The organism is Bradyrhizobium elkanii USDA 76, from assembly GCF_023278185.1.
Lineage (GTDB): Bacteria > Pseudomonadota > Alphaproteobacteria > Rhizobiales > Xanthobacteraceae > Bradyrhizobium > Bradyrhizobium elkanii.
The window spans coordinates 6,798,142-6,814,999 of the sequence record NZ_CP066356.1; the positions used below are offsets into that span (position 1 = coordinate 6,798,142).

Genomic DNA, 16,858 nt, shown 5'->3' on the forward strand with positions numbered 1-16,858 from the left:
AACACCCATCATCTAGGAGCCCCGGCCGCGCGAATCCAGCCGCTGGTTGCGGGCAGGGTTACCGGTCAACCAAGGCAGCTGTGGAAAGTTCCCCCGGTTGCCTACTCGGCCGCCTGCGCCAGCGGCTGGCCGATCGCGCGCTCCAGCCGCGCACATTCGGTGCGGTAGCGGGCGACGTTGCCCTCCTTGATGTGGCCATAGCCGCGCACGAGGTCCGCGGCCTTGGCCAGCGCCACGAGGCGCGGCAAGTCGAGCGGCTTCCTGCCGTCGAGGTGACGCAGGATCATCGCCGAATACTCGACCGGCAATGCGCGCTCCATCTTGCGCTCCGCGGTGTAGCCGAAGACGTCGAAGGCGGTGCCGCGCAGGCCCTTCAGCTTCGCGAGCACGCCGAACGCGGTGAAAATCCACGGACCGAATTCACGCTTCTGCAGCCGCCCGGTGACGGGATCGCGCTGCGCCAGCAGCGGCGGCGCCAGCAAGACCTTCAGACCGGAGTTGCCCTCGAACTGCTCCCTCAAGGCCTTGCCGAACTCGCCGTCGGAATAGAGTCGCGCGACCTCGTATTCGTCCTTGTAGGCCATCAGCTTGAACAGGCCCTTGGCGAAGGCTTCGGTCAGGTCCTGCGAGCCGGGCGCCGCCGCTGTCTCGGCGGTGCGGACGCGCGCGACGTCGTCGAGATAACGCTTGGCGTAGGCCGCGTCCTGATAGTCGGTGAGGAATTTGGCGCGGAAGGCGATCGCCTCATCGAGTGTCTTCTTGGCCGGCGCAGCACCGGCGCTCTTGAAGCGCGCGGCGCTGATCACGCGCTGCAGATCGTGCGCGGCGAGCCGGCCCCACGAGAACGCGGTCTTGTTCATCTCGATGGCGGCGCCGTTGAGCTCGATCGCCTTCAGGATCGCTTCCAGCGACAGCGGGATCGCGCCGCGCTGGAAGGCAAAGCCGAGCATGAAGGCGTTGGTGGCGATGCTGTCGCCCATCAGCGCGGTGGCAAGCCCCGTCGCATCGAGGATGTCGAGATCATCAGGTCTTACCGCGCCGTTCAGCGCATCGCGCATCGAGCTGGCTTCAAAGTCGATATCGGGATCGATCACGAAGCTCGCGGTCGGCAAGAGATCGGCGTTGACGACGGCGCGGGTGACGCCGCGCTCGGCGCGGCTCAACGCCGGCACGCTGGTGGCGACGACGAGGTCGCAGCCGAGGATCAGATTGGCATTGCCCGGCGCGATGCGCACCGTGGTCAGCATGTCGGAGGCAGGCGCGAGCCGGACATGGCTCATGACCGCGCCGTTCTTCTGCGACAGGCCGGTGAAGTCGAGCGTCGAGCAGGCGAGACCCTCGACATGCGCGGCCATGCCGAGCAGGGCGCCGATGGTGATGACGCCGGTGCCGCCGATGCCGGTGATCAGGATGTTGTAGGGGTTCGTCAGCGCGCTCACAGGCGGCGTCGGCAAATCGGCGAACAACGCCTTGGGATCGGCGGCGGTGCGGTCGGCCTTGCGCAGCTTGGGATCCTGCACCATCACGAAGCTCGGGCAGAAGCCCTCGATGCAGGAGAAATCCTTGTTGCAATTCGACTGGTCGATGCGGCGCTTGCGGCCGAGCTCGGTCTCGAGCGGCTGCACCGAGACGCAGTTCGACGCCACCGAGCAGTCGCCGCAACCCTCGCAGACGCGCTCGTTGATGAAGACGCGCTTGGCCGGATCGGGGAACAGCCCGCGCTTGCGGCGGCGGCGCTTCTCGGCGGCGCAGGTCTGGTCGTAGATCAGGACGGTGAGGCCCTCGATCTCGCGCAGGGTGCGCTGCACGGCGTCGAGCTCGCGGCGATGATGAATGGTCGCGCCGGGCGGGAAATAATTGGCGGGATATTTGTCGGGATCGTCGGAGACGATCGCAAGCTTCCTGGTGCCTTCGGCGGCGACCTGATGCGCGATCTGCGACACCGTAAAGCCGCCCTCGGCCGGCTGCCCGCCGGTCATCGCCACGGCATCGTTGTAGAGGATCTTGTAGGTGATGTTGACGCCGGCCGCGGCCGCCGCGCGCAGCGCCAGCAAGCCGGAATGGGTGTAGGTGCCGTCCCCGAGATTCTGGAACACGTGCTGTTCGCTGGTGAACGGCGCCTGCCCGATCCAGCTCACGCCCTCCGCACCCATATGCGAGATGGTCTGGGTGTTGCGGTTCGGTACCGACAGCGCCATGCCGTGGCAGCCGATGCCGGCCATGGCGCGGCTGCCCTCGGGGATTTTGGTCGACGAGTTGTGCGGGCAGCCCGAGCAGAAATACGGCGTGCGTTGCAGCTTCGCGGTGCCCACGCCCTCGGCCGGGCGATCGAACGCCTCGAGTTTTGCCAAACGCTGCTCCAGCAGCGGGCTGCGGTGACCGAGCCGGCGCAGCCGCGCCACCACGGCGGCGGCGACCATGGTCGGCGTCAGCTCGCCCTCGCTCGGCAGCAGCGGCGCGCCGCTCTCGTCGCGCTTGCCGACCACCGACGGACGCTTCGCGGCGTCCATGTTGTAGAGGATGCGGACCAGCTGGTCCTCGATGAAGCCGCGCTTCTCCTCGACGACAAGCACATCCTGCAGGCCCTCGGCGAAGGCGCGCGCGCCGCGCGCTTCGAGCGGCCAGGTCAGCGCCACCTTGTAGATGCGCAGGCCGAGCGCCTGCGCATCGGCATCGGTGATGCCGAGATCAGCGAGCGCCTGGCGCAAATCGAGATAGGCCTTGCCGGTCGCCATGATGCCGAGCCGCGCCGGCTTGGAATCCAGCACGATGCGGTCGAAGCGGTTGACGCGGGCGAAGGCCGCGACGGCCTCCATCTTGGGCCCGTGCAGCCGGCGCTCCGCCTCCAGCGGCGGATCCGGCCAGCGGATCGAGAGCCCGCCCAGTGGCATCTCGAAATCGTCGGGCATGATGATCTTGATGCGATCGGGATCGCTGACGATCGAGGCCGAGCTTTCCACCGTCTCCGAGATCGCCTTGAAGCCGACCCAGCAGCCGGAATAGCGCGACAGCGCGAAGCCGAGGATGCCGAGGTCGAGATAGTCCTGCAGCGTCGCCGGATTGACCACCGGCATCAGCGCCGAGGCAAATACCTGCTCGCTCTGATGCGCCAGGGTGGAGGATTGGCAGCCATGGTCGTCACCGGCCAGCGCGATCACGCCGCCGTTCGGCGAGGTGCCGGCGGAATTGGCGTGCTTGAGCGCGTCGAGCGAGCGGTCGACGCCGGGGCCCTTGCCGTACCAGATGCCGAACACGCCATCGACCTTGGCGCCGGGAAACATGCCGACTTGCTGGCTGCCCCAGACCGCGGTCGCCGCCAGATCCTCGTTGAGGCCGGGAACGAAGGCGATGTCATGCTCCTTCAGGAAGGATTTCGCCCGCCACAGCGCGTGGTCGTACATGCCGAGCGGCGAGCCGCGGTAACCGGAGATGAAACCGGCGGTGTTCAGCCCGTGCGCGCGGTCGCGTTCGCGCTGCAACATGGGCAATCGGACCAGCGCCTGGGTACCGGAGAGGAAGATTCGTTTCGTATCCAACCGGTACTTGTCGTCCAGTCCAACTTCCATCAACGCCATCAGTTTCCCCGTCAGTCAGCCGCGCCGGTCCGGACCGGTCTGATTATCTTCCGAAATGATCATGCATCAGCATGCACTGATTTTGTTATGCATGAACAGCCCCGTTCCATGGCCGCAGCACATATCTCATGTTGCGCATGCGAGGCCTTGTTGCTGCTGCAAGGCTTGCCGAACCCCGGCATCTTTGAAACGGTGGCGCGCAAAGGGAGACCAAGGATGATTACAGTCGAATCCGCGTTCACGACGGAAATCGTGGAGAACGGCGATCTGCTGGTGGGTCCCTGGCGCAGCCCGAAGCAGATGCTGCAGGCCCAGACCTACGATTCCCACGCCTCGATTCACGACGATGCAACCGCACAGAAGCTCGGCTTCCGCGGCGGCACGATCGAGGGACCAACCCATTTCAGCCAGTTCGCGCCGCTGTGCGAGCGGATCTGGGGCCGCGCCTGGTTCATGACCGGGTGCCTCTCGGCGCATTACCGCAACCCGGTGTTCGAGGGCGAGGAGGTGCAGGCCCAGATCGAGAAGCCGAAGCCGGGCCAGACCGTTTGCACGATCGGGATGGTCAAGCGCGACGGCACCGAGATCCTGCGCGGCACCGCCTCGATCGACGGCGACGGCAGCGAGACGGCGCTCAGCCACCGGCTCGGCGAATTGAAGCCGCTGACCGATCCCGTGATCCTCGCCGACATCAAGGTCAGCATGAAGACGCCGCGGCAGGCGATCAAGATGGATTTCGACCAGAACATGGGCGACCTCTATCCGTTCTCGCTGGCCGACAAGCTCAAGGTGATCACCGAGCCGTCGGACTATTATTCGCTGGAGCACAATCCCTGGGGCCGCGCCATCATCCCGATGGAGATGCTGAGCGTGCTGTTCCAGTACCGCGCGCGCGAAGATCGCCTGCCGGTCCGCGGCCCCGCGGTCGGGCTGTTCGCCGACCAGGAGATCCGTCTTTTGCGCGGGCCGCTATTCCCCGGGGAGACCTATTGGGTCGAGCGCGAGGTCGTGGCGCTCTCGGGCAGCAAGCGCACCGAGAGCATGTGGGTGCGCTCGACCGTGTTCGATGCCGACAACGCCGTGGTTGCGACCATGCTGCTCAACGGCGCCAGCATGAAGGACTCCTACGCCAACTACGCCAGCGAGCACAAAGCCCTCTACGGCTGAAACAACTGCCGCCTCATCCGCAAGCCGCCGAAAAAAAGGACGACAACAATGGCCCGCCTGCCCTATCTCGAAGCAGATCAGGTCGCTCCCGAATATCGCGACATGCTCAAGCGCAACACCAATCTGCACAAGCTGCTGGTGAACTCGCCGGACATGGCGCGCGCCTTCAACGGCGTCGGCGGCTACATCCGCTTCAAGAGCAAGCTCGATCCGCGCTTACGCGAACTCGCGATCCTGCAGGTCGGCTGGCTCGAGCAGTCGGAATACGAGTTCACCCACCATGTGAAGATCGGCAAGGAGTTCGGCGTCACCGACGAGGACATCCGGGGCTTGATCGCGGAGACCGATGGTAGACCCTCGGAGCTCGAGCCGCTGGCGAAGGCGATCCTGAAGGGCGCCCGTGAGATGGTGCGCGAGCTCGCGATGTCGGATGCGACCTTCGCCGAGATCAGGCAACATCTCTCCGACGAGCACATGACTGACCTCGTGCTGACGATCGCGTTCTACTGCGCCGTGGTGCGGGTGCTCGCCACCATGCAGATCGACAATGAGCCTTACTACAAGGAGGTACTGCAGCAGTACCCGCTACAGGGAGTGAAGTGAGATGCGCCTGCAAGATCGCGTCGCCATCGTCGTTGGCGCCGGCCAGAGCCCCGGCGAGGGCATCGGCAACGGCCGCGCCACCGCGCTGACCTTCGCGCGCGAAGGCGCCAGGGTGCTGTGCGTCGATTACAATCTGGCTTCGGCGCAGGAGACGGTCGACCTGATCGCGGCCAAGGGCGGGACTTCAGTCGCCTTCAAGGCCGACGTCACCAAAAATGCCGACATCAAGGCGATGGTGGCAGACGCACATGGCCGCTGGGGCAGCGTCGATATCCTGCACAACAATGTCGGCGTCAGCCTTTCCGGCGGCGATGCCGAATTGCTCGAGATATCGGAGGAGGCCTTCGATCGCTGCGTGGCGATCAATCTGAAGAGCTGCATCCTCGCCGCCAAGCATGTAATCCCGATCATGCGCGCGCAGCAGTGCGGCTCGATCATCAACATCTCGTCGATGGCCGCGATCACGACCTATCCTTACGTCGCCTACAAGGCGACCAAGTCGGCGATGATCGCCTTCACCGAACAGCTCGCCTACCAGAATGCGCAATACGGCATTCGCGCAAACGTGATCCTGCCGGGATTGATGAACACACCGATGGCGGTGGACACGCGCGCCCGCGAATTCAAGAAGAGCCGCGCCGAAGTCGAGGCCGAGCGCGACAGCAAGGTGCCGCTGCGTCACAAGATGGGCACCGGCTGGGACGTCGCCAACGCCGCGCTGTTTCTCGCCTCCGATGAGGCCAATTTCATCACAGGCGTGACGTTGCCGGTCGATGGCGGCGCAAGCGTGCGTCGCGGTTAACTGCGACGACTAACCCGATTAATCCAGGTGATTAACCCGGTTAATCGAGACGATTAACCTATGTGACGATGTGCGGTTAATCACTGTGACGACATCACGCGTCAATGCGCCGCAATGATTCGAAAAAATTGAAGTATTCCAATGACACGGCGATGTGACGACGCGTCCACATAAATCGAAATCCTGACTCGTTGTGGTCGCACGAAATTCATCTGCGCTCTGTATCTCGCACGCCAAGAAATTCTGGAGTGCCTGGACCAATGAGCGAAGAATTCGAACTCAGACCCGATCAGTGGGATGCGCTGAAAGCGTTGCGGGCTCCCGCAGCAAACCCTTCACGGCTGAACCGCTTTGCCGTCGAAAGCCTGGTCACGCTCGGCTATGTTGCGGTGCGAGGAGACTCGTTTGAGCTGACACCCGCGGGCCGCAAGGTGCTGGTCCGCGGTTCATCACTGCTGCTGCTCGATATCGCAGCCTGAAACTGACACGAAGCTTGCACACGCGGCATCATGCCGCGTGTGCTTTTCCAGGGATGGTCGTCTCGCCGTGCTGCGTCAGCGGCTTCATGCCGGTGAGGCTGCGCAGCAGCACATAGAACACCGGCGTCAGGAACAGGCCGAACACCGTGACGCCGATCATGCCGGAGAACACCGCGACGCCCATCGCGCGCCGCATCTCCGAGCCCGCACCGGTCGACAGCACCAGCGGCAGCACGCCCATGATGAACGCCATCGAGGTCATCAGGATCGGCCGCAGCCGCAGCCGGCTCGCCTCGATCGCGGCACGGATCGGCGAGCGCCCGGCGAATTCGAGCTCGCGCGCGAATTCGACGATCAGGATGGCGTTCTTGGCCGACAATCCGACCAGCACGATCAGGCCGATCTGGGTGAAGACGTTGTTGTCGCCCTTCGACAACCAGACGCCGAACATCGCCGCCAAGAGGCCCATCGGCACGATCATGATGATCGAGAGCGGCAGCGCCAGGCTCTCATAGAGCGCGGCAAGCACCAGGAACACCAAGAGGATCGCCAGCGGAAACACCCAGATTCCGGAATTGCCGGCGATGAACTCCTGATAGGTCAGGTCGGTCCATTCGAAGGCAAAGCCCGGCGGCAGCGTTTCGGCCGCGATCCGCGTCGCCGCCTCCTGCGCCTGGCCGGAGGAAAAGCCGGGCGCCGCGGCGGCGTTGATGTCCGACGACAGGAAGCCGTTATAGCGGATCGCACGCTCCGGACCCGCACTCTGGCGGACCTTCAGCAAGGCCGACAGCGGCACCATGTCACCCGACGACGAGCGCACCTTGAGCTGCCTGATGTCGTCGGCACGCGCGCGGAACGGCGCGTCCGCCTGCACATAGACCGAATAGGTGCGGCCGAATTTGTTGAAGTCGTTGACGTAGTAGGAACCGAGATAGATCTGCAGCGTGTTGAACACCTCCGTGACCGGCACGCCGAGCTGCAACGCCTTGGTGCGGTCGATGTCGGCGAACAGCTGCGGCACGTTGACCTGGAAGCTCGAGAACACGCCGGCGATCTCCGGCGCCTTCTGCATCGCCGCCATGAACGCCTTGGTCGCGTCGTTCAACGCCTCATAGCCGAGGCCGGCGCGGTCCTCGATCTGCAGCTTGAAGCCGCCGATGGTGCCGAGGCCGTTGACCGGCGGCGGGGGGAACATGGCGATGAAGGCATCCTGGATGCCGGCATATTTCTTGTTCAGCGCGGCCGCGATCGCCGGACCGCTGAGCGAGGGATCCTTGCGCTCGTCGAACGGCTTCAAGGTCGAGAACACGATGCCGGCGTTGGAGGAGTTGGTGAAGCCGGAGATCGACAGGCCAGGAAACGCCACCGAGCTTTCGACGCCGGGCTGGGTCAGCGCGATGTCGCTCATCTTGCGGATCACTTCCTCGGTGCGGTCGAGCGTCGCGCCGTCGGGCAGCCGCGCAAAGCCGACCAGATACTGCTTGTCCTGGCCCGGCACGAAGCCACTCGGCACCTGCTTGAACAGCACGCCCGTCAGGCCGATTAGCAGCACATAGAGGCCGATCACCACGGCCTTGCCGTAGATCACCTTGGTGACGGTGCGGCCGTAGTTCTCGGAAGACTTCGTAAAGACCTTGTTGAAGCCGCGGAAGAACCAGCCGAGCGACCTTTCCATGATCCGGGTCAGCCAGTCCTTCGGCTCATGATGCCCCTTCAGCAGCAGCGCCGACAGCGCCGGCGACAGCGTCAGCGAGTTGATCGCTGATATCACGGTCGAGATCGCAATCGTCAGCGCGAACTGCTTGTAGAACTGTCCGGTGAGGCCGGAGATGAAGGCGAGCGGCACGAACACCGCGATCAAGACCAGCGCGATCGCGATGATCGGGCCGGACACTTCGCGCATCGCCTGGTTGGTGGCGTCGCGCGGCGACAGGCCGGACTCGATGTTGCGCTCGACGTTCTCGACCACAACGATAGCGTCGTCAACCACAATGCCGATCGCCAGCACCAGGCCGAACAGGCTGAGCGCGTTGATCGAGAAGCCGAACACATGCATCACCGCGAAGGTGCCGACGATCGACACCGGGACCGCGATCAATGGAATGATCGAGGCGCGCCAGGTCTGCAGGAACAGGATCACGACCAGCACGACGAGCGCGACCGCCTCGAGCAGCGTGTGGATGACGGCTTCGATCGACGAGCGCACGAATTGCGTCGGATCGTAGACGATCTGGTAGGACACGCCTTCCGGCATGTTCTTCTTGATCTCGGCCATCGTGGCGCGAACATGGTCGGAGATCTCCAGCGCGTTCGAACCGGGTGCCTGGAAGATCGGGATCGCGACCGCCTGCTTGTTGTCGAGCAGCGAGCGCAGGCCGTATTCGGAGGCGCCAAGCTCGACCCGCGCGACGTCGCGCAGCCGCACCACTTCGCCCGCCGAACCGGTCTTGACCACGATGTCGCCGAACTGTTCCTCTGTCGACAGCCGCCCCTCGGCGTTGACGGAGAGCTGGAGGTCGATGCCCTTGACGCTGGGCGAGGAGCCGACCACGCCGGCGGCGGCCTCGACGTTCTGCGCCTGGATCGCGCGCACCACGTCGCTCGCGGTCAGCGAATGCTCGGCGGCCTTCTGCGGATCGACCCAGACCCGCATCGAATAGTCGCCGGCGCCATAGAGCTGGACGTCGCCGACGCCATCGATCCGCGCCAGCCGGTCCTTGACGTTGAGCACCGCGTAGTTGCGCAGATACGTCATGTCATAGCGGTTGTTCGGCGACAGCAGATGCACGACCATGGTGAGGTCGGGCGAGCTCTTCTTGGTGATGATGCCGAGCTGGCGCACCACGGCCGGCAGGCGCGGCTCGGCCTGCTGCACGCGGTTCTGCACCAGCTGGGTCGCCTTGTCGGGGTCGGTGCCGAGCCGGAACGTCACCGTCAGCGTCATCGCGCCGTCGGTGGTCGCCTGGCTCGACATGTAGAGCATGCCTTCGACGCCGTTGATCTGCTCCTCGATCGGCGTGGCCACCGTCTCGGCGATCACCTTTGGATTGGCGCCGGGATAGGTCGCGCGCACCACGACCGACGGCGGCACCACGTCGGGATATTCCGAGATCGGCATCGCCAGCAGCGAGATCAGGCCGGCCAGGAAGATCAGGATCGAAAGCACGCCGGCGAAGATCGGCCGGTCGATAAAGAATTTTGAGAGATTCATGGCTCCGCCCCCGCGCGCAGCGCCTAGCGCTGCACGACGTGCTGGTTGGTTTCAGTGGATGCCTGCTGCATGCCGCGCGCTCCCATCTCGGCGACTTCCATCTTCAGAAGTGCGCCCGGACGCACGCGCTGCAGGCCGTTGACGACGATGCGGTCGCCGGATTTCAGGCCGGCGGTGACGATCCGCAGGCCATCGACCGCGCCGCCAAGCGTGACGGAACGATAGACCGCGCGGCTGTCGTCGCCGACCAGCATGACGAACTTCTTGTCCTGGTCGGTGCCGACGGCGCGCTCGTCGATCAGCACCAGCGTCTGCTGCTTGGGCTGGCCCATGCGCACGCGGGCGAACTGCCCGGGTATCAACCGGCCGTCATCGTTCTTGAACACGGCGCGGACGCGGATGGTGCCGCTCTGCCCGTTGACCTGGTTGTCGATCAGCTGGATGTGCCCCTTGGCGCTGAGGCCGCCCGACGTCACCATGTCGACCGGGATCTGGTCGAGATTGCCGCGCTTGCCGGAGGCGTCCGCGATCGAGTTCAGCGCGCGCAGCACGACTTCCTCGTCGGCATCGAAGCTCGCATAGATCGGATTGACCGAGACCAGCGAGGTCAGGACCGGCGAAGAGGTGCCTGCCGCGACGAGATTGCCGACCGTGACCTCGATCCTGCCGACCCGGCCATCGACCGGCGCCCGCACCTCGGTGTAGTCGAGATTGAGTTTGGCCGTCTGCAGCGCGGCCTCGGCGGCCTTGACGTTGGCGACTGCCTCGCGGTTGGCGTTGTCGCGCTGGTCGAAATCGCGCTTGGTCACGATGTTGTTGCCGACCAGCTGCGCGCCGCGCTCGACTTCGCTCGTGGTGAACACGACGCGGGCCTTGGCGGCCTCGAGCTGCGCCTGGGCGCGATCGACCTCGGCGGCGTAGGGCGCCGGGTCGATCTTGAACAGGATGTCGCCGGACTTCACCAGCGCGCCCTCGGTGAAGTTGGTCGAAAGGATCGCACCCGCCACCCGCGGCCGGAGCTGGACACGGTCGACGGCTTCGAGCCGGCCGGAGAAGTCATCGAACAGTGTGGTCGGCCGCGGCTGGATCACGGCAACGGTTACCGGGACCGCCGGCTCGGGAGCCGCGGCAGTCGCGGTCGCCTGTGCGGCATGAAAATAGTGGCCGGTCGCGATCGAACCAGCCACCGCGAGGGCGCCAAGGATTACGATACCGCCGACGACACGTCGGAAGCGGCCGGAACGGGGATTTTGGGTTGACGAAGGCATTCACGCGCTCCAGATATCTGTAGTGTTCGCTACAGATGTGGAGCTGGACGCCGGTTCGCAAGATACTTATGTATCGAGCACTATGAATTTCTTATCTCATTCATGGGGAAATGGGAAGTCGCGAAAAAACATCACGTGCAACAAGAGGATAAGCCAGGGACAATCCGTCATAGAAACGGCACCCGGCTTACGGAGCAACGAAAAATGGGAATGGGACGCCCCCGCGCTTTCGACGCGGACGCCGCTTTGGACCAGGCCATGGATGTGTTCTGGCGCCACGGTTACGAGGGCGCGACGATCGCGCAGCTTACCGAGGCGATGAATATCAATCCGCCCAGTCTCTATGCCGCCTTTGGCAGCAAAGAGGGTCTGCTGAAGGCCGCGCTCGACCGCTACACCGAGAAACGCGACGCCTGGATGGAAAAGGTCTTGGACGCCCCCACCGCCCGAGAGGTGGCCGAACGATTTCTGATGGAGCACGCGGACGCCCAAACCGATCCCGCCAATCCGCCCGGCTGTCTGCTGGTCCAGGGCGGCCTTGCCTGCGGCACCGGCTCGGAGAATGTTCCATTTGAACTGGCAGCGCGCCGCACCCGAACCGAGGACCAGTTGTACGAACGTTTTGTCCGCGCGAAGGCCGAACGCGACCTGGGCGAAGGCGCCGATCCGGCCACCCTTGCCCGTTATCTCTCCGCGGTGACATCAGGCATGTGCGTGATGGCCTCCTCGGGCGCCGACCGCAACGCGCTGCGCGAGATTGCAGCGGTGTCGCTGAAGGCGTTTGATGAGCAGGCGAAGGGGTAGAGCGGTTCACATCAAGCGCCTGCGAGCCCCAACGAAGTTGGGAGTGACCGGGGATGAAGCATTGGACCGGCTGGCTGCCGGGTCTCGACACGCTGCGTCGATATCAAGCGGCGTGGCTTCCACACGACATCGTTGCCGGGCTTGTGCTCGCGACCATGCTGGTCCCGGTCGGCATCGCCTATGCGGAAGCGTCCGGCTTGCCCGGCATCTACGGGCTCTATGCGACGATCGTCCCGCTGCTTGTCTACGCGCTGTTCGGGCCGAGCCGCATCCTTGTCCTCGGACCGGACTCGGCGCTTGCGGCCATCATCCTCGGCGTCGTCGTTCCGCTGTCGGGCGGCGATCCCCTGCGCGCGGCAACCTTGGCCGCCATGATGGCCGTCGTCTCCGGCTCGATATGCATCGTCGCGGGCATCGCGCGGCTGGGATTCCTGACCGAGCTTCTCTCCAAGCCGATCCGCTACGGCTACATGAACGGAATAGCCCTGACCGTGCTGATCAGCCAGCTGCCAAAGCTGTTCGGCTTTTCCATTGAAGGCGATGGACCTCTGCGCAGCCTCTGGGCGGTCGTCGGAGCAATCGTCGACGGAAAGACGCATTGGGCGACCCTCGGGATCGGCGTTGCGACGCTGGCGGTGATCCTGCTGCTCGCGCGGAACAAGCGGCTGCCGGGCATTCTGATTGCCGTCGTCGCGGCGACGGTCATCACCGGCGTTCTCGACCTCGGGGCGCGCTTCGGCGTGACGGTCCTGGGTTCGCTTCCCCAGGGCCTGCCGGGATTTGCCATTCCCCGGATCGGCTATGGCGACATCGTGCAGGTGCTGATCGGCGGCTGCGCCGTCGCGCTGGTGTCGTTCGCCGACACCAGCGTGCTTTCGCGCGCCTATGCGGGACGATTGGGCGATCGCGTTGATCCCAACCAGGAGATGGTGGGGCTCGGCGCGGCCAATCTGGCGGCCGGCTTTTTTCAGGGTTTTCCGATCAGCAGCAGCGGATCGCGCACGCCTGTCGCGGAAGCCGCCGGAGCGCGCACGCAATTGACCAGCGTCATCGGCGCGCTGGCCATCGCCTTTCTGCTGCTGATAGCGCCGAACCTGCTTCAGCACCTGCCCAACGCCGCGTTGGCCGCCGTCGTCATCGCCGCCGCGCTCGGCCTGTTCGAGGTCGGCGACCTCAGGCGAATCTACCGCATTCAGCAGTGGGAGTTCTGGTTATCGATGGTCTGCTTTGTCGGCGTGGCCGTGCTGGGCGTGATTCCGGGAATAGGCCTCGCCATCGTGCTCGCCATCGTCGAGTTCCTGTGGGACGGCTGGCGGCCGCATTCCGCCGTGCTGGGCCGCGCCTCCGGCGTGAAGGGCTATCACGACATCACGCGATACCCGGATGCGCGCCAGATCCCCGGGCTGGTGCTGTTCCGGTGGGATGCGCCGCTGTTCTTTGCCAATGCCGAGTTCTTCAAGGAACGCGCGCTGGATGCGGTGGCGAAATCTCCGACTCCGGTACGCTGGCTGGTGGTCACGGCCGAGCCGGTCACCAGCGTGGACGTGACCGCCGGCGATATTCTCGCCGAGCTGGACGAGGCATTGCACGCACAGAAGATCGAGCTGTGCTTTGCCGAGCTCAAGGACCCCGTCAAGGACAAGCTGAAGAAATTCGGCCTGTTGGCGCAGCTCGGCGAGAACAACTTCTTCCCGACCATCGGCGTCGCCGTTGCGCGCTACCTCGAGATCAACGACGACGTGATTTGGGAGGACTGGGAAGACCGGGCTGACGCCTAGCTAGGTCTAATCCCAGCCTTCCGGGCGGATCACCACATCGTCTGCCGCGCGCGCTCCGGCCATTCGCGATCGTATTTTTCGCCTCCGACCGTGTGCTCGCTCATCTCGGCAAGGATCTGGCCCGGCGTCGGCAACGCCTTCGGATCGACCCGCTTGTCCGGATTCCAGAGATCGGAGCGCACGATCGCGCGGGCGCACTGGAAATAGATTTCCTCCACATTCATGACGATCACCGTGCGCGGTGCCTTGCCTTCCATCGTGAAGGAGGCGAGCAGCTCCGGCTCGGCCGTGACGTAGGCACGGCCGTTGACGCGCAGCGTGCTGCCCGAGCCCGGAATCAGGAACAGCAGCCCGACGCGGGGATCGCGGACGATGTTGCGCAGCGAATCACAGCGATTGTTGCCGCGGCGATCCGGCATCATCAGCGTCTTCGCATCATGGATGCGCACGAAGCCCGGCAGGTCGCCGCGCGGCGAGCAATCGAGCCCTTCGGGGCCTGCGGTCGCAAGCGACACGAACGGCGACTTCTCGATGAGCACACGATAGAGCGGCGTCACGTGATCGGCGACCTTCACGGTCGACGCGTCGTTCGGGAAGCCGTAGATCGCCTCAAGCTGCTCGACGGTTTCGATCACCGACATTCGTGCCGTTCTCCTCTGCTTCTTTGACGCATTTTCGTCACGCGAACCGGTATCCACTTCGCTCGAAAACGCTCTATTCGTCCCAGCGTTCGCCCTTGATGATGCGGACAAGCTGTCGCGCATGATAGTCGGCGGTGCCGGAATTGACGATGGTGAAATCGGGCGTCGACGTGCTCTCGTCGACGGTGCGGGCCAGCCGCTGCTCGAGAAGGCCGTCGCTGCTGCGCGCCCGCATCGCGAGCCGCGCGGCCAGCACATCCGGCGGCGCCGTGACCAGCACCACGACAGCATTGGCATAGTTGCGGCGCGCCGCGGCGATCACGGTGCGCGAGACGTTCGCGATCACGATGCGTCCTGCACCGATATCGTCGTTGATCGACCGCGACAGCGCATAGCGATGGCCGTGCGCTTCCCAGTGCATGGCGTAGTCACCGGCGGCTACCGCGCGCTGGAAGCTCTCCGCGCTGACCTCCTCATTGTCCTCCGACGCCGAGGCCTGGCGGGTAATCAGCCGACGGGGAAACACGACATCGCGATCATCGCCACAGGCCGCTTTGGCGAACCCCAGCAGCGTATCCTTGCCGGCGCCGCTCGGGCCGACCACCAGGATCAGCCGCCCGGGACCGATTCCGGCGCGCCGATCGGCGACGACGGATGCATCGGTCATGCGACCCTCCCCCCTTCGCGCCAGACGCTGCGCACGACGGGCAGATCGCGCGCGACGTGCACGCGGATCAGGTCGGCGCGCCGGCCGACCGCGATCTCGCCGCGGTCGTTGAGCCCGACCGCTTCGGCCGGTGTCTTGGTCACGGTGCGCACGGCGGAAGCGAGATCGATCGCCGGCACATGCCGCGGCAGTTGCAGCGCCGCCATCAACAGGCTGGACGGAATGTAGTCCGACGACAGGATATCGAGCATGCCCTCATTGGCGAGATCGACCGCCGCGATATTGCCGGAGTGCGAGCCGCCGCGCACCACATTCGGCGCGCCCATCAGGATGTCGATGCCGGCGGCGTGCAAGCCCCGCGCAGCTTCCATCGTGGTCGGGAACTCCGCCACCGCGACCCTGTCGTTGACGGCGTCGACCACGTTCTCGTCGGTGGTGTCGTCATGGCTCGCCAGCGGGATCCGGTATTCATGCGCCAGCGCGACGATCGCGCGGGTGTTCGCAACAGCATATTCCTTCTGATAGGCGAAGCGCCGTGCGAACAGCACGTCGAGTTGGGCGTCGGTCATGCCGCCGCCCTTGCCGCGATAATAGTCGCGCAGCTTCACCTCGTCGCGGAACTGGCGCTGACCCGGCGTGTGGTCCATCAGCGACATCAGCCGCACGTCCGGCCGGTCGATCAGTTCCTTGGCCTCGGCAACCACGTCCGGCATCGGGACCTCGCAGCGCAAATGCAGGAAGTGATCGGCGCGCAGCAGATTCTCCTCGCGCGCCGCCGCGATCGCCGCCGCCAGCACGCCGGCGCGGCCGTCGACATCCTCGGCGCCGTCCTCGCGCCAGACCCGCAGCGAATCCAGCACCGTGGTGATGCCTGAGGTCGCGAGCTGCCCGTCATAGGAGATCACGGCCGCGACCGGATTCCAGAACACCTTCGGCCGCGGCACATAGTGCATCTCGAGATGGTCGGTGTGCAGCTCGATCAGCCCGGGCATCAGGAGGTCGCCGCCGGCATCCTCGGCGGCCTCGGGCGCCCTGCCCTCGCCGAACTCGGCGATCTTGCCGCCTGATATCGCGACCCAGCCCTGCTCGATCACGCGATCGGCGAGGACCAGCCGGGCGTTGCCGATGATGGTGTCTTGCTTGACGGTCATTTCAAACGGTCCTTCAGGCAGCAGCCGCGAACGAGGTCACATCGACGATGCGGTCAGCAATCAGATGACGGATTTCGTCGTCATGGACAATCGCGACCATCGCGACGCCCCTGGTTTTCTTCTCGGCGATCAGCTCGACCACCACGGCGCGATTCGCCGCATCGAGCGAAGCGGTCGGCTCGTCCAGCAGCAGGATCGGCAGGTCCGAGATGAAGCCGCGCGCGATGTTGACGCGCTGCTGCTCGCCGCCGGAAAAGGTCGAGGGCGGCAAGGTCCACAGCCGCTCCGGAATGTTGAGCCGGCGCAGCAGCTGGCCGGCGCGCGCGCGGGCCTCCTCGCGCGCCACGCCGTTGACGATCAAGGGCTCGGCAACGACGTCGATCGTCGCCACCCGCGGCACGGCGCGCAGGAACTGGCTGACATAGCCGATGGTCGAGCGGCGGATGCTCAGCACTTGGCGCGGCTCGGCGGTGGCAAGGTCGACAACCTTGCCGTGATGGCGGATGCCAATCCGGCCGCTGTCGCAGCGGTAGTTGCCGAAGATCATTTTCAGGATCGAGGATTTGCCGGCGCCCGACGGGCCCGACAGCACCACGCACTCACCCGGATCGACGTGGAACGAGACGCCGCGCACCACGGGCAGTTCGACGCCGCCCTGCAGGTGCATGGTGAAGGTCTTCTCGGCGTCGGCAAGTTCGATCATCGCGGTCAT

The 16,858-nt window shown here is 65.1% G+C and carries 13 protein-coding genes; 6 read left to right on the forward strand and 7 right to left on the reverse strand.

What is annotated here, in order from left to right:
• Nucleotides 1-101: 101 nt before the first annotated feature.
• Nucleotides 102-3,575: an indolepyruvate ferredoxin oxidoreductase family protein gene (locus JEY66_RS32620; RefSeq protein ID WP_026192435.1), complete on the reverse strand. Its 3,474-nt coding sequence runs from the start codon at nt 3,573-3,575 to the stop codon at nt 102-104.
• 216 nt (nt 3,576-3,791) lie between these two features.
• Here JEY66_RS32620 and JEY66_RS32625 point away from each other — a divergent pair, with 216 nt between their 5' ends.
• From JEY66_RS32625 to JEY66_RS32640, 4 genes are all read left to right on the forward strand, one after another.
• Nucleotides 3,792-4,742, forward strand: a complete 951-nt coding sequence (locus tag JEY66_RS32625; protein WP_018270345.1) for a hotdog family protein — start codon at nt 3,792-3,794, stop codon at nt 4,740-4,742.
• Between the two features lie 48 nt (nt 4,743-4,790).
• Entirely contained in the window at nt 4,791-5,345 is a 555-nt protein-coding gene (locus JEY66_RS32630) for a carboxymuconolactone decarboxylase family protein (protein ID WP_016845045.1), read from the forward strand.
• A 1-nt stretch (nt 5,346) separates the two neighbouring features.
• Nucleotides 5,347-6,147, forward strand: coding sequence for an SDR family NAD(P)-dependent oxidoreductase (locus JEY66_RS32635; protein WP_016845044.1), 801 nt, complete (start codon nt 5,347-5,349; stop codon nt 6,145-6,147).
• Nucleotides 6,148-6,407: 260 nt separating this feature from the next.
• Nucleotides 6,408-6,626: a hypothetical protein gene (locus JEY66_RS32640; protein ID WP_016845043.1), complete on the forward strand. Its 219-nt coding sequence runs from the start codon at nt 6,408-6,410 to the stop codon at nt 6,624-6,626.
• Between the two features lie 28 nt (nt 6,627-6,654).
• Here JEY66_RS32640 and JEY66_RS32645 read toward each other — a convergent pair whose 3' ends face one another.
• Together JEY66_RS32645 and JEY66_RS32650 are read right to left on the reverse strand one after the other, a co-directional pair.
• Nucleotides 6,655-9,837, reverse strand: a complete 3,183-nt coding sequence (locus tag JEY66_RS32645) for an efflux RND transporter permease subunit (protein WP_016845042.1) — start codon at nt 9,835-9,837, stop codon at nt 6,655-6,657.
• A gap of 23 nt (nt 9,838-9,860) precedes the next feature.
• Nucleotides 9,861-11,105, reverse strand: a complete 1,245-nt coding sequence (locus JEY66_RS32650) for an efflux RND transporter periplasmic adaptor subunit (RefSeq protein ID WP_026192434.1) — start codon at nt 11,103-11,105, stop codon at nt 9,861-9,863.
• Between the two features lie 204 nt (nt 11,106-11,309).
• Between JEY66_RS32650 and JEY66_RS32655 the strand changes: the two genes are divergently transcribed.
• Both JEY66_RS32655 and JEY66_RS32660 read left to right on the forward strand, forming a co-directional pair.
• Complete coding sequence (locus JEY66_RS32655; RefSeq protein ID WP_026192433.1) at nt 11,310-11,909, forward strand: TetR/AcrR family transcriptional regulator; 600 nt, start codon at nt 11,310-11,312, stop codon at nt 11,907-11,909.
• A 53-nt stretch (nt 11,910-11,962) separates the two neighbouring features.
• Complete coding sequence (locus JEY66_RS32660) at nt 11,963-13,687, forward strand: SulP family inorganic anion transporter (RefSeq protein ID WP_016845039.1); 1,725 nt, start codon at nt 11,963-11,965, stop codon at nt 13,685-13,687.
• Nucleotides 13,688-13,716: 29 nt separating this feature from the next.
• Here the strand turns inward: JEY66_RS32660 and JEY66_RS32665 are convergent, their stop codons facing one another.
• From JEY66_RS32665 to phnL, 4 genes are all read right to left on the reverse strand, one after another.
• Nucleotides 13,717-14,328 (reverse strand): pyridoxamine 5'-phosphate oxidase family protein, encoded by a 612-nt coding sequence (locus JEY66_RS32665; RefSeq protein ID WP_016845038.1) that lies wholly within the window; start codon nt 14,326-14,328, stop codon nt 13,717-13,719.
• Between the two features lie 73 nt (nt 14,329-14,401).
• A complete protein-coding gene (gene phnN / locus JEY66_RS32670) occupies nt 14,402-14,995 on the reverse strand; it encodes a phosphonate metabolism protein/1,5-bisphosphokinase (PRPP-forming) PhnN (protein WP_016845037.1) in 594 nt (197 codons plus the stop codon).
• Nucleotides 14,992-16,146, reverse strand: coding sequence for an alpha-D-ribose 1-methylphosphonate 5-triphosphate diphosphatase (locus JEY66_RS32675; RefSeq protein ID WP_016845036.1), 1,155 nt, complete (start codon nt 16,144-16,146; stop codon nt 14,992-14,994). Before JEY66_RS32675 ends, phnN begins: the two co-directional genes overlap by 4 nt.
• A gap of 13 nt (nt 16,147-16,159) precedes the next feature.
• A complete protein-coding gene (phnL, locus tag JEY66_RS32680; protein WP_016845035.1) occupies nt 16,160-16,858 on the reverse strand; it encodes a phosphonate C-P lyase system protein PhnL in 699 nt (232 codons plus the stop codon).